General features: G+C 48.9%; 13 protein-coding genes. 8 read left to right on the top strand and 5 right to left on the bottom strand.

Going from position 1 to position 14,107, the window contains the following annotated elements; translation table 11 throughout:
- Nucleotides 1-102: 102 nt before the first annotated feature.
- A complete protein-coding gene (locus tag C2U43_RS30190) occupies nt 103-273 on the bottom strand; it encodes a protein YdgV (protein WP_087050578.1) in 171 nt (56 codons plus the stop codon).
- Nucleotides 274-411: 138 nt separating this feature from the next.
- Here C2U43_RS30190 and C2U43_RS11735 point away from each other — a divergent pair, with 138 nt between their 5' ends.
- On the top strand, nt 412-1,446 hold the full coding sequence (locus tag C2U43_RS11735) for an AI-2E family transporter (protein WP_003832866.1): 1,035 nt from the start codon (nt 412-414) through the stop codon (nt 1,444-1,446).
- Nucleotides 1,447-1,477: 31 nt separating this feature from the next.
- Here the strand turns inward: C2U43_RS11735 and C2U43_RS11730 are convergent, their stop codons facing one another.
- On the bottom strand, nt 1,478-2,674 hold the full coding sequence (locus C2U43_RS11730; protein WP_048235417.1) for a multidrug effflux MFS transporter: 1,197 nt from the start codon (nt 2,672-2,674) through the stop codon (nt 1,478-1,480).
- A 262-nt stretch (nt 2,675-2,936) separates the two neighbouring features.
- Between C2U43_RS11730 and C2U43_RS11725 the strand changes: the two genes are divergently transcribed.
- Nucleotides 2,937-3,788, top strand: coding sequence for an aldo/keto reductase (locus C2U43_RS11725; RefSeq protein WP_032943372.1), 852 nt, complete (start codon nt 2,937-2,939; stop codon nt 3,786-3,788).
- A 42-nt stretch (nt 3,789-3,830) separates the two neighbouring features.
- Here the strand turns inward: C2U43_RS11725 and pntB are convergent, their stop codons facing one another.
- The gene (gene pntB / locus C2U43_RS11720; RefSeq protein WP_003832859.1) at nt 3,831-5,219 is read right to left on the bottom strand and encodes a Re/Si-specific NAD(P)(+) transhydrogenase subunit beta; all 1,389 of its coding nucleotides are present in this window, start codon (nt 5,217-5,219) and stop codon (nt 3,831-3,833) included.
- A gap of 10 nt (nt 5,220-5,229) precedes the next feature.
- Nucleotides 5,230-6,759 carry a Re/Si-specific NAD(P)(+) transhydrogenase subunit alpha gene (gene pntA / locus C2U43_RS11715; protein ID WP_103285169.1) on the bottom strand — a complete coding sequence of 510 codons (1,530 nt, stop codon included), beginning with the start codon at nt 6,757-6,759 and terminating at the stop codon, nt 5,230-5,232.
- Nucleotides 6,760-7,284: 525 nt separating this feature from the next.
- Here pntA and ydgH point away from each other — a divergent pair.
- The 6 genes from ydgH (at nt 7,285) to folM (ending at nt 13,740) form a co-directional block, all read left to right on the top strand.
- Complete coding sequence (gene ydgH / locus C2U43_RS11710; protein WP_003832856.1) at nt 7,285-8,229, top strand: DUF1471 family protein YdgH; 945 nt, start codon at nt 7,285-7,287, stop codon at nt 8,227-8,229.
- Between the two features lie 245 nt (nt 8,230-8,474).
- Complete coding sequence (locus C2U43_RS11705) at nt 8,475-9,857, top strand: amino acid permease (RefSeq protein WP_103285168.1); 1,383 nt, start codon at nt 8,475-8,477, stop codon at nt 9,855-9,857.
- A gap of 654 nt (nt 9,858-10,511) precedes the next feature.
- Nucleotides 10,512-11,657 carry a hypothetical protein gene (locus tag C2U43_RS11700; RefSeq protein WP_139762104.1) on the top strand — a complete coding sequence of 382 codons (1,146 nt, stop codon included), beginning with the start codon at nt 10,512-10,514 and terminating at the stop codon, nt 11,655-11,657.
- A gap of 45 nt (nt 11,658-11,702) precedes the next feature.
- Nucleotides 11,703-12,230, top strand: coding sequence for a hypothetical protein (locus C2U43_RS11695; protein WP_103285167.1), 528 nt, complete (start codon nt 11,703-11,705; stop codon nt 12,228-12,230).
- Between the two features lie 53 nt (nt 12,231-12,283).
- Nucleotides 12,284-12,763, top strand: a complete 480-nt coding sequence (locus C2U43_RS11690; protein WP_048235422.1) for a hypothetical protein — start codon at nt 12,284-12,286, stop codon at nt 12,761-12,763.
- 254 nt (nt 12,764-13,017) lie between these two features.
- Nucleotides 13,018-13,740 (top strand): dihydromonapterin reductase, encoded by a 723-nt coding sequence (gene folM, locus C2U43_RS11685; RefSeq protein ID WP_048214244.1) that lies wholly within the window; start codon nt 13,018-13,020, stop codon nt 13,738-13,740.
- Here the strand turns inward: folM and C2U43_RS11680 are convergent.
- Nucleotides 13,737-14,072, bottom strand: a complete 336-nt coding sequence (locus C2U43_RS11680; protein WP_008784705.1) for a GlpM family protein — start codon at nt 14,070-14,072, stop codon at nt 13,737-13,739. The two genes, folM and C2U43_RS11680, sit on opposite strands and share 4 nt — an antisense overlap.
- Nucleotides 14,073-14,107: the final 35 nt, after the last annotated feature.

Genomic DNA, 14,107 nt, shown 5'->3' with positions numbered 1-14,107 from the left:
CTCCTGCTTGAGAATATAGTCCTTTAGGCCTACTGCATGCAGTAAACCAAAAAAAAAAATAGTTAGCTCAGCGCACAGCGCCAGCTCAGGCAGAAGAAGGGACTAAAGCGCGTTGCGCCAGTGTTGCTCACCCGCAAGCAAGAAAGTGGAGGAGGTACGAAGAAGTGTAGGTAAACGCAAAAACATCCTGAACATATTGTCCATAATATTACAATTATCCGCAGTGTTGCTTCTCATCATCGCGGATGATAATTGTCCTCGGTAGTTAAACACAGATGATTTGTATCATAGCTTCAAGACGAACTCAAAGTCTTTTCACTTCTTTACCTGCCCCGTTTGATTTTTGTTATAACGGCTCGACGCAAATCACATTATTATGCAGATTCAAAAATGAAAAATGCGGGAATACACATGGCGAAACCGATCATCACGCTTAACGGTCTAAAAATAGTCATTATGCTGGGCATGCTGGTTATCATCCTGAGCGGTATTCGCTTTGCCGCAGATATCATCGTCCCCTTTATTCTGGCGTTATTTATAGCCGTTGTGCTCAATCCCGTGGTGCAGCGGATGGTCAAGCTTCGCATACCGCGCGTAATTGCGGTGTCATTGCTTATCGTTATTATTGTAATGTTAATGGTGCTGCTGTTGGCGTATTTAGGTACATCCTTAAATGAACTTGCTCGAACGCTACCGCAATATCGCTCTTCACTGGTTATCCCACTGAAAAATCTTGAACCATGGTTACAACGCGCAGGGATCGGCGTTTCCGTGGACGAGCTCGTCAAATATATCGATCCGAATGCGGCAATGACGCTGGTGACCAATTTACTGGCGCAGCTTTCAAATGCTATGTCATCGATATTTTTACTGCTACTGACGGTAGTTTTTATGCTGCTGGAAGTACCGCAACTGCCCAACAAACTCAAACAAATGATGAGTCGCCCCATTGAAGGTATGGCGGCGATTCAACGCGCCATCGACAGCGTCTCCCACTATCTGGTGCTTAAAACGGCAATCAGCATTGTGACCGGGTTGGTCGCCTGGGGCATGCTTGCTGCATTGGATGTGCGCTTTGCCTTTGTCTGGGGATTACTGGCCTTCGCCCTGAACTACATCCCTAATATCGGTTCTGTATTGGCAGCCATTCCCCCTATCGCTCAGGTGCTGGCATTCAGCGGTCTTTACGATGCGCTGGTGGTTCTGGCAGGCTATCTGGTCATCAACCTGGTATTCGGGAATATCCTCGAGCCGCGGATCATGGGCCGCGGGCTGGGGCTGTCTACGCTGGTGGTATTTCTGTCGTTAATCTTCTGGGGCTGGTTGCTCGGTCCCGTGGGGATGCTGCTTTCTGTGCCGCTGACCATCATCGTGAAAATCGCGCTTGAGCAAACCAACGGCGGTCAAAGCATTGCCGTGCTGCTTAGCGATCTGAACAAAGAATGAGTTTTCGCCCCGCCATTACGGGGCATTTCCTTTATCGTTTCACGCGGAAAGCCAAAACGGCACTTAACAGCGTAAATAGCGCTATTATCCACGCCATGGTCCAGGGCGTGCCATCACTGAAGGCGGCCAGCAGCAACGATGAGATAATACCGCTGCCATATTGCAACGCGCCAATCAGCGCCGAAGCTGAACCCGCAATGTTCGGTACCGCGTCCAACGCCGCAGCAGTCGATGTCGCGGCAATAATGCCATTCATCGAGAACAGCAGAAAAATGGAAACGATAATGGCAACAATTCCGCCTGACTCCAGTTTAACCAGCAGTGCAAGCGCCACTGCGGCCAGCGCCGCCAGCATCGTCGCATATTTCAGCAGTTGTTCCAGAGCATGTCGTTGAACCAGACGACGGTTAACCACGCTCATCGCCATAACACCGATAATGTTTAGCGCAAACAACCAGCCGTAATGCTGTGGATCAACATGGTAATAGCTAATATAAACAAACGGTGACCCGGTAATAAACGCGTACGCACCGACGTAATAAAACGTCAGGCTCAGGGTATAGCGCATAAAACGCCCATTCGTTAACAACGAGCGGTAATTACGAAATGCGCCAGCCAAAGAGGCTTTCACCCGTTTATCTTCCGGCAATGTTTCGGGCAGCCAGTTTAGGGAGATAAACATCAGCGCACCAATCACTACCAGTAGCCAAAAAATAGAGTGCCAGGTGCTCAGGCGAATAATTTGCCCGCCAATCAACGGTCCGGCGATTGGCGCAATCGCCATAACCAACACCAGGGTCGAGAGCATTTGCGCCGCACGAGTACGTGCAAAGAGATCGCGGATCATCGCTCGCGCCAGCATAGGCCCGGTACAGGCTCCAAGCGCCTGAAATACCCGCCAGAAAACAATTTGCGTGATACTTGTAGACAGCGCACACCCTGCGGAACCAATGATAAATAGCACCATGCCGATAAACAGCGGCTTGCGCCGTCCCATATGATCGCTAATCGGCCCCCAAATCAACTGTGCGATAGTAAAACCAATTAAGAAACCAGTAATCGTCAGCTCAACATTGCCATGTAAATCCTCGGCCATCGTCGGCATTGCTGGAAGATAAATATCGGTAGAAAGCGATGTAAAGGCCATCAGGCCACTGAGGATCAGAATAAAAGTAAGACCGGTCTGGCTTGCGGTAGTTACCGGTGAGGCATGTTCACGTGTACGCATAGTGCCCTGTCATGTTCTAAAAAGTCAGGTCGCAGTATATAGACAACGTATTGCCGTGATTAGACGGTTAAAACCGCATGAGTTTATGAACTGAGATCATGAATGGTGAAATCATATGCGTCATATTTTGTGACTGACTTCCAACAATTACCTTTCAGAAATGAATTCTACTCATAGGTCCATGCGAATTTCACAGACTAATCGTATCAACACAGATTTGCTAATCTGCAGCCAATGCAACGATGATGCTCAGGAGAACCCAATGAATACAACAGTTCTGAATAACGGTGTTGAGATGCCCCTGCTCGGATTTGGCGTTTATCAAATGACTGATGCCAGCGAATGTGAGCAAGCCGTACGGGATGCCATTGATACAGGATATCGCCTGATTGATACCGCTGCCTCCTACCAGAATGAAACTCAGGTCGGCAATGCTCTTAAGCAAAGCGGAGTCCCCCGCGAGGCGCTTTTTGTGACTACCAAACTGTGGTTACAGGATACCAACTATGCAGGCGCAAAGGCGCAATTCGCACGTTCTCTGCAACGGCTTCAACTGGATTATATTGACCTTTATTTGATTCATCAGCCCTATGGCGATGTACACGGTGCCTGGCGCGCGATGGAAGAATTATATGAAGAAGGGAAAATCCGCGCGATTGGCGTGAGTAACTTTCATCCGGATCGTCTGGCGGATTTAATCGCTTTCAATCGCATTATTCCAGCCGTTAACCAGATTGAGGTGAATCCTTTTCATCAGCAGCCGCATGCCGTGGCCTGGATGCAGAGCCGGAATATTCAACCGCAAGCCTGGGCACCGTTCGCTGAAGGACGCAATGACCTGTTTCAGAACCCAGTCTTAGCGGCTATTGGTGAAAAATATGGCAAAAGCGTTGGTCAAGTCGTGCTGCGTTGGATTTATCAACGTGGGATTATTTCGCTGGCGAAAACCGTGCGTAAAACGCGGATGGCCGAGAATATTCAGGTGCTGGACTTTGCCCTAACGGCGGAAGAGATGACGCAAATTGCCGCGATGGACAGCGGAACCAGCGCGTTCTTCTCGCATCGCGATCCGGCTCGTGTGGAATGGATCACCCAGCGTAAACTGGATGTATAAAAAAAACGGCCTCCGCAGAGGCCGTCTTACTTTTACTGGCAATTACAGCGCTTTCAGGATCGCATCCACGCTGGCTTTGGCATCGCCAAACAGCATATGGGTGTTGTCTTTAAAGAACAGCGGGTTCTGCACACCTGCATAGCCGGTGTTCATTGAACGTTTGAACACAATTACGTTCTGCGCTTTCCACACTTCCAGCACCGGCATGCCGGCGATCGGGCTGCGCGGGTCATCCTGCGCCGCCGGGTTTACCGTGTCGTTGGCACCAATGACCAGCACGGTATCGGTATCGGCGAAATCATCGTTGATCTCATCCATTTCCAGCACGATGTCATAAGGTACTTTGGCTTCCGCCAGCAGCACGTTCATATGACCTGGCAAGCGCCCTGCTACCGGGTGAATACCAAAACGCACTTTGATGCCGCGCGCGCGAAGTTTCTCAGTGATTTCCGCGACCGGATACTGTGCCTGAGCCACTGCCATGCCGTAGCCCGGGGTGATGATCACGGAGTGCGAGTTCTTCAGCATTTCTGCTGTGTCTTCCGCAGTAATCTCACGATGTTCACCCACTTCTTCATCAGACCCGGTAGAAGAACCGTCAGAACCAAAGCCACCCGCAATAACGCTGAAAAATGAACGGTTCATCGCCTTACACATAATGTAAGACAGGATCGCACCAGAAGAACCGACCAGCGCACCGGTAACGATCAGCAGATCGTTGCTCAGCATGAAGCCCGCTGCCGCCGCCGCCCATCCTGAATAGGAGTTAAGCATTGAAACGACAACCGGCATATCCGCACCGCCGATGGAGGCCACCAGATGCCAGCCAAAGGCCAGTGCAATAATGGTCATCACCAGCAGTGCCAGAACCTGCAGGCCCACGCTTTCGGTACGAACAAACACCACCAGCAGCAGGAAAGAAACAACCAGCGCCGCCAGGTTCATTTTGTGACGATTCGGCAGCATCAGCGGTTTAGAGGAGATCTTGCCGCGCAGTTTGCCAAAGGCCACCACAGAACCGGTAAAGGTCACCGCACCGATGAAGATACCCAGGAACACTTCCGTCAGGTGAATGTTCACCAGAATCGGCTCCAGGCCCGTATCGTGATACAGGTAGCTGTTGAAACCCACCAGTACCGCAGCCAGACCAACGAAGCTGTGCAGAATCGCCACCAGCTCCGGCATCTCGGTCATTTCGACTTTCTTCGCCAGACGAATACCAATCGCGCCGCCGATGATCATTGCTACCAGGATCCACGCAACGTTGCCGGTATCCGGACCAAAAATCGTGGCAATCAGCGCAATCGCCATCCCGGCGATGCCGTAGTTGTTACCCTGCTGAGAGGTTTCGTGTTTCGAAAGCCCCGCCAGACTAAAAATAAACAGGATCGCGGCAACAATGTATGCAGCTGTAACTAATCCTCCAGACATATGTTACCCCTTAGTTTTTCCGGAACATTTTCAGCATGCGCTGAGTCACGGTGAAGCCACCGAAAATATTAATGCTGGCAATAAGCACCGCGATAAAGCTCAGGAAACTCACCCAGCCACCCTGGCCAATTTGCAATAACGCCCCAACCACGATAATCCCCGAGATGGCGTTAGTCACAGACATCAGCGGAGTATGCAACGCATGTGACACATTCCAGACCACGTAGTAACCCACCACGCAGGAAAGCGCGAACACCGTAAAGTGACCAAGGAACTCTTTCGGCGCGACGTCGGCGAGCCAGCCAAACAAAATCACTACCAGCGCCATCAGCGCATATTTGCGCCACGGAGAGACAGGTTTTTTCTCTTCTTTCGGCGCAGGTGCGGCTTTTGGCGCTGCCTGCGGCTGAGCAGAAACCTGGATCGGCGGCGCAGGCCAGGTGATTTCACCATCACGAACCACCGTGACACCACGCACAACCACGTCGTCAAAATCGACAGTGATATTGCCGTCTTTCTCTTTGCACAACAGTTTGAGCAGGTTGACGAGGTTTGTGCCGTACAGCTGGGAAGATTGCGTTGGCAAACGGCCAGGCAGATCGGTATAGCCGATAACCTTCACCCCGTTCTCGGTGGTGTTCACCTGATTAGGCACGGTATATTCGCAGTTACCGCCGTTTTGCGCGGCAAGATCGACAATTACGCTGCCCGCTTTCATCGAATCGACCATTTCACGGGTGATCAGTTTCGGGGCCGGTTTGCCCGGAATCAGCGCTGTGGTAACGATAATGTCGACGTCTTTCGCCTGCGCAGCGAAGAGTTCCATTTCAGCTTTGATGAACGCTTCGGACATCACTTTGGCATAGCCATCGCCGCTGCCCGCTTCTTCTTTAAAGTCCAGTTCAAGGAACTCTGCGCCCATACTCTGCACTTGTTCCTTCACTTCCGGACGGGTATCAAAAGCGCGCACGATAGCGCCCAAGCTGTTTGCCGCACCGATCGCCGCAAGACCTGCCACACCCGCACCAATCACCATGACCTTGGCAGGTGGAACCTTGCCTGCGGCGGTGATCTGGCCGGTGAAGAAGCGACCGAATTCATGTGCAGCTTCAACAATAGCGCGATACCCGGCGATGTTCGCCATCGAGCTTAAGGCATCCAGCGACTGTGCGCGCGAAATACGCGGCACGGAGTCCATCGCCATGACCGTCACGTTGCGCTCTGCAAGTTTTTGCAGCAGCTCAGGGTTTTGCGCGGGCCAAAGAAAACTCACCAGCGTCGTGCCCGGATTGAGTAACGGAATTTCCGCCTCCTCCGGCGCATTGACCTTCAGGATGATCTCTGACTGCCAGACTGCATTTCCATCAACAATTTCTGCGCCTGCTTGTACAAACGCCTTATCGTCAAAACTCGCCAGTTGACCTGCACCGCTTTCAACCGCGACGCTGAAACCCAGTTTAAGCAGCTGCTCAACCGTCTTCGGCGTGGCTGCAACGCGGGTTTCATTGGTTAACCGTTCTCTTGGTATGCCAATTCGCATAATGTTCCCTTCCATCTGTAATTATGATGATGGTTTATCAATGTTCGCACGAGGCATGCGCGCACTCTCGAAAGAGGTCAGTGTTACCTCAATAAAATAAAACAGTAACAAACTCTGTATAACCTACTGAAAATGACGCCTGTGATCTAGCGCCAAAAAACAGTATTTATTATGAAATTCGCGAAATAGAGATGAATCGAACCTCAGACAGATAAAATGCCCTAAAAATAGCCCACAAAGGCTGATAATTCGCTCAAGCGAAGCGGCAAAACATGATTACCTACCTGCCAAAAACAATTAATTAACATTAAATTAACTTATGAAATTCAACTGCTTTATCAGTTTTGGTCACCAAACGCCGAAATTTTCGGCATATCACAAAATGTTATCGCTGTTGTTACCTAACGTGACACGATGAGTGAAAAATGACGCAGACACTGACACAATTTAAATGCAATAATCAGCGACGTTTCTAGTCAATAACAATACCAGTACCTGGTTTGCGCAAGGCGAAGGATTATTTTTATGAAGCTTAAGAACACTCTCCTGGCGTCCGCACTAATTTCTGCGACTGCTTTTTCTGTAAATGCAGCGACAGAATTGACGCCGGAGCAAGCGGCTGCCCTGAAACCCTATGACCGCATTGTGGTCACCGGTCGTTTTAATGCTATCGGTGATGCGGTTGCTGCCGTTTCGCGCCGTGCAGATAAAGACGGTGCAGCCTCCTTTTATGTTGTTGATACCTCAGATTTTGGCAGCGGCGGTAACTGGCGCGTTGTTGCCGACGTCTATAAAGCCGACGCTGAAAAAGCGGAAGCGTCAAAAAACCGTGTCATTAACGGCGTTATGGAATTGCCAAAAGATCAGGCAGTTCTGATAGAACCTTACGACACCGTTACAGTGCAAGGTTTCTACCGTAGCCAGCCTGAAGTAAACGATGCCATCACCAAAGCAGCGAAAGAGAAAGGTGCTTACTCCTTCTATATCGTGCGTCAGGTCGATGCTAACCAGGGCGGCAACCAGCGTATTACTGCATTCATCTATAAAGCTGATGCGAAAAAACGCATTGTACAAAGCCCTGATGCGATCCCAGCAGATTCAGATGCTGGTCGTGCCGCATTAGCAGCAGGTGGCGAAGCCGCGAAGAAAGTTGAGATCCCGGGCGTAGCAACTACCGCTTCTCCGAGTGCTGAAGTCGGCCGCTTCTTCGAAACGCAATCTACCAAAGGCGGACGTTACACTGTCACGCTGCCGGATGGAACCAAAGTTGAAGAGCTGAACAAAGCGACCGCCGCCATGATGGTACCGTTCGACAGCATCAAGTTCACCGGAAACTACGGCAACATGACTGAAGTCTCTTATCAGGTAGCAAAACGCGCAGCGAAGAAAGGCGCGAAGTACTATCACATTACCCGCCAGTGGTCAGAACGTGGTAATAACGTGACGATCAGCGCCGATCTGTATAAGTAATACCCAATGCCATATCAGGTCTACAGTCCTTGTAGACCTGATAATTTCGTGCAGTTCTGTTTCCAGACTAAACAAAAACAGCAGTATTAAGACAACTTTTCACACTATTAGTCACAAATCTCTCTATCCCCATTGCATGCGTTCTCTTCTCTCCGTAAAATCCCGCGCCTTAGTGGCTTTCACCATTTTTATGCGGTTTGCCAAAATAATTATTCTCTCACTCTCGTTTTTGTAACTGGATACAAATGGAAAAGAAATTGGGTCTGAGCGCACTGACCGCGCTGGTTTTAAGCTCAATGCTCGGCGCTGGCGTTTTCAGTCTGCCACAAAATATGGCGGCAGTAGCCAGCCCGGCTGCATTACTGATTGGTTGGGCGATTACCGGTGCGGGTATTCTTTTGCTCGCCTTTGCCATGCTGATCCTGACGCGTATCCGTCCTGAACTGGACGGCGGTATCTTCACCTATGCACGTGAAGGTTTCGGCGAGTTGATTGGCTTCTGCTCTGCGTGGGGATACTGGCTGTGCGCTGTTATCGCTAACGTTTCGTATCTGGTTATCGTCTTCTCTGCGCTCAGTTTCTTTACCGACACACCGGAATTACGTCTGTTCGGCGACGGTAATACCTGGCAGTCGATTGTCGGCGCATCGGTACTGTTATGGATAGTCCATTTTCTGGTGTTGCGGGGAGTACAAACCGCGGCCAGCATTAACCTGGCCGCTACTCTGGCAAAACTATTGCCGCTAGGCCTCTTTATCGTGCTGGCGTTCATGCTGTTTAAGCTCGACACCTTTACTCTCGATTTTACCGGCGTCGCGTTGGGCGTGCCTGTCTGGGAGCAGGTCAAAAACACCATGCTCATCACCCTGTGGGTTTTCATTGGTGTGGAAGGCGCGGTGGTGGTATCTGCCCGCGCCAGAAATAAACGCGATGTTGGTCGCGCCACGCTGTTAGCTGTACTCGCCGCACTGGGCGTTTACCTGTTAGTCACCCTGCTATCTCTCGGCGTTGTCGCGCGGCCAGAACTGGCAGAGATCCGCAATCCATCAATGGCCGGTCTGATGGTTAAAATGATGGGGCCATGGGGCGAAATTATTATTGCCGCGGGTCTGATTGTTTCCGTGTGCGGTGCCTATTTAAGCTGGACGATTATGGCGGCGGAAGTGCCGTTCCTCGCCTCCACGCACAAAGCGTTTCCGCGTATTTTTGCGCGACAGAATGCACAGGGTGCGCCATCGGCATCGCTGTGGCTAACCAACATCTGTGTACAAATCTGCCTTGTGCTAATCTGGCTCACAGGCTCCGACTACAATACGTTACTGACAATCGCCTCAGAGATGATTCTGGTGCCCTATTTGCTGGTCGGCGCATTTCTGTTAAAAATTGCCACCCGTCCGATTCATAAGGCTGTCGGTATCGGCGCGAGTATTTATGGCATCTGGTTATTGTATGCGTCAGGTCCGATGCATCTGCTGCTGTCTGTAGTGTTGTATGCGCCAGGGCTGTTGGTTTTCCTTTATGCCCGTAAAACGCACACGCATGAAAACGTATTAAAACGCCAGGAGATGGCGCTGATCGGCCTGTTGCTTGTTGCTGCTGTGCCAGCTACCTGGATGCTGATAGGCTAACGTTATACCCATCGCTGGCTTCGGAAAATATCAGACTATGAATATCCTGATAAAGGACTATCGGGATATCATGGTTAACGCTGATTAATCGAAAATAATCGCTCTCGCTCTCCCTTCATGCTTGCCCCCCACACTATTTGTTGCTGCGTGTGAAGCGCTTATCACGGCTCTCCAGATGATGACTCATCACGAGGTGTGATCCCCCTATTGAGTTCGAGTTATTCTTTCTACACTTCACAATCGCAAACTGCTTTACGGCGCAACAGTCAGTCACGATCACCTACTTTATCTTCTTATGAATCACAACATAACATACAGAAACACATCATAACCTTCTCAATTCTTTGTTCACTTTTCATATTGATAAAAGATAAAAAAAGAAACAATTAACGAACACACATACATCATAATACATGGATAAACAAAAGAACAATTAATCATCACACAATTAACTATTTGTGCTTTATCTTGTGTTGGGTTTATCATGCGGTTGTGTTGGTATTTGTGTTTGATGATAATGCAACCCGTGCGCTGGTCCCACCAGCTACACTCCCCTCGTCAATTATGTCGGAAATAAAAAAGGTTTATTAATAGCTGTTACTGCATCGATTAATTATGTAGTCGGCAGTATTTAGTCATTGAAGGACAAACAAAATGATAAATAAAGAATTAATGATGACACCCCCTATTAATCCTAAATGGAGTATTAAAATGTTTAAGAAATCAGTGGTTGCAGTATTAATAGTTCTTCCAATGTCTGCTTTTGCTCATGGTCACGGTGGCCATGGAGGTATGGGCGGTCACAATTTTGGTGGCCATGGCCATGGTGGTAACATTGGTCATGCTTTTAGTGGTCATTCGTTTGGTGGTCACTTTGCGGAGCGCATGAATGCAGGTGGTGGCTTCACAGGATTCTCTAAAGGCTCCATCAATATGAGCGATCACCCCATCGCTGACAACACGACACGTTCCATCAGTGTGAAAGATGGTGTCGTCACTAAAAACATTGCCTATAACGGTGTTAATGAACAATATTCTGCGACAACCACAATCAGTCAAGAAACAGGTGTGGTTCGTACCTCAACAGTTACTCGTGATGGTGTGACCAAAACAGCATCAACTGTTGTTTCGCCTGAAATGCGTTCCCACACCGTTGACGTGACGAACGGTGATGTAACGCATTTCTCCGACCATAGCTATGTTGAAGGCGTTGGCGGCCTGTCGATTCACGGCACTAAAGAAGGTGATGAAGCTATTGGTACAGTCACTGCATACAACGATGTATCCAACGCAGTGAAAACTACCCACGCGCTCAAAAACGCTGACCTGACTCGTGTAGCATCAACAGTAATTGCACCAACCATGCGTACTCATAATGTTATGGTGAAAGAAGGTGATCTCACAATCACTCACCTTCGTGGTTATGTTGGAAATGAGACTGTTGGGTATGGTTTCTCTAAGGGCGTAGCTAAAGAAGATGGTTATGCAATCGAAACTTCAGTCAACTCACTTGGCATAGCAACTGTTGGGGCATATGGCCCTAGTCACTATGCAGAGAAGGCAGAAAATCTGAAAACGGGTGAAGTGAAAACAATCACCGATATCACTCCGCCACAACCACAACCAACTCCAGTTGTCGTACACGTTGTACCCGTAACTCCTCTGACTCCTGCGACGCCTGTGAATCCTCCTGTCGTGGTTCACGTTGTTCCAGCATCAACGATTACCCCAGCCACACCAGCGACTACCGTGTATAACGATAAACTCGGTGATAGTGTCATCTTGTATTGGAATATCTAAACTAAATGAGGCTGGAGCAATCCAGCCTTTTTAGAGGAAATAATTATGTCAGTTTTAACAGCAGCAGATTTTCTAAAACTTATTGATCTTGAACCATTCAAGAAGCTAAACAATGAAGCAGGTGTCTCTGTTCAGCGTAGTATTGAATTAGAAAAGCTACGCCTTGCTGTAAAAGAAGGTCATGTAAATCTCCGCTTTTTCCTCAAATGGTTAAATGCATCTGCGGGTTGCCGTTTACAGGAACGATGGTTAAACAAGTTTTTCGCCGATGATCTCGGAGAAATTCCCGCACGATTTCAGCAGTCCCCCAGTAAGAGCACAGAAGAAAAGCTAAAGGAAGAAGTTGCCCGTCTCACAGCGGAACTGAGAGCGTCACAACAACAAAATCAGGTTATTGCTTCTATCGCTTCTGAGGACAATCAGAAAGCCATTTTTGCGGGTATCGTCGAACGTATCGAAGAAGAATCACAAGCTGAACTAAAAGCTTTTACAGAGAAGGCTGCAACACGGGCAAAACAGAAAGCAATAGAGATGATGATAGCTATCTTTCCTAATTGGAAGCCATCAGATTGAACACAAGAGGCTGTGTGTATTATCATGCTCCCTTAATCATTTAAGGGTAGACAATGAAGAACGTAAATCTGATCTTACTCGGAGACAGCACACAGCCACAAGAACGCCGAATGAAAGAAGCGTTAAAGATAAGCAAGGACGTAAAACCTGCCGCTGTGTTAGATGCTGTGAAAGAGGCGTATGAAGGCACAGGCAAGAAACCTAAGCTGAACTATGCACAACTATCACGATGGAGAAAAGGTTTAACCTTCTATCGTTCACCACCGCCAGAAGACGCTGTAGATCAGTATTCAGATTTATTTTCCCCACTCTACCAACTCTTAGAGAATCCGGTGATTGTTGCTTCTATCGACATATCAGAATTTGAACAGAGATTGAAGATTCAGATTAAAGAACGAGAACAAAGATTGATTGAAGCAAGAAGGCTTGAAGCCGCTCGTATTATGCAAGAAGCAGAAGAAAGAGATCACAGAAAGTTCACAGAAGAATTCAATAAAATAATGGATAAACTGAGAGAGCTTAGGAAAACGTAGCTACAATGGGGAGCCTGTTTTCTGGTTCCCTTTTTTAGTGACTAATCATTCTATTACGTTAATCCCCCTCTCTCTATTACTCCTTCGACTATAGCCCGACTAAAATGTGCTCGCCGCTAAATCAATATGCTGTAACAAACCCAACAACTTTATTCCTGTGTGCTACTGTGTACACATGAGTTTGTACTGATCACTACACCACTTACACCCTTTCTCTTGTAAGATGCTGTTTTTAACGGAGCCTGAGTATAACAATGGGTAAAAAACCTCCTTTGCCAATTCTTATCACCGGAGGTGGTCGTCGTATCGGCCTCGCCGTCGCATGGCACTTTCTGAACCAAAAACAGCCAGTTATCGTCAGCTACCGAACTCACTATCCTGCCATTGACGGCCTGCGAGAAGCGGGCGCGATTTGTATCCCGGCTGACTTTTCCACGGATGAAGGCGTACTGGCCTTTGCTGATGAGGTCAAAGCGCAGACGGATGGCTTGCGCGCCATTGTGCACAATGCCAGCGCCTGGGTCGCCGAAAAACCCGGCACACCGCTTAGCGAAGTACTGTCACGTATGATGCAGATCCACGTCAATACGCCATACCTGCTCAACCACGCACTGGAAGGATTGCTACGCGGTCATGGGCACGCAGCCAGCGACATCATCCATTTTACGGATTATGTTGTGGAGCGTGGCAGCGACAAACACATTGCTTATGCTGCCAGCAAAGCGGCGCTGGATAATATGACCCGTTCGTTCGCGCGCAAACTGGCACCGGAAGTGAAAGTGAACGCGATTGCCCCCTCACTTATCCTGTTTAACGAGGGTGACGATGCAGAGTATCGCCAGCAGGCACTAAACAAATCACTGATGAAAACCGCGCCTGGTGAAAAAGAGGTCATTGATTTAATTGACTACCTACTAACCAGTTGTTTTGTCACCGGACGTAGTTTTGCCCTTGATGGTGGGCGCCATCTGCGTTAGTGCAGTTTGATCCAACAAAAGATCAGCAACCACGCGCTCAGGCTCCAGCACACTACTGCACCGCCGAGCGCGATAGGTAAGCGCATAAACCCGGTGAAATACCACAGTGAAACAAGGTAGACAAAATAGGGAATAATCGACCACATACTGAATACAATGGTTGTACGTAACGCCTCGATCCCACGCTCACTGGCCACGATGTAGTGGGCAATCAACGCAAACGTCGGGAACAGTGGAATTAATCCAGCAATATAGTAATTCTTTGTTTTCGCCAGCAAACCTATCAACACCACCACCAGCGCACCGAGCGCCGCTTTTATAACGAGTCCCATCACTCTGCCTTAACACATCAATAACATCAGCCTCT

Origin of the sequence: Citrobacter freundii complex sp. CFNIH9, from assembly GCF_002903305.1 — a bacterium.
Taxonomy (GTDB): Bacteria; Pseudomonadota; Gammaproteobacteria; order Enterobacterales; family Enterobacteriaceae; genus Citrobacter; species Citrobacter portucalensis.
The sequence above is the reverse complement of the archived record's forward strand: the minus strand, read 5'-3'. Positions and strand labels throughout refer to the sequence as shown.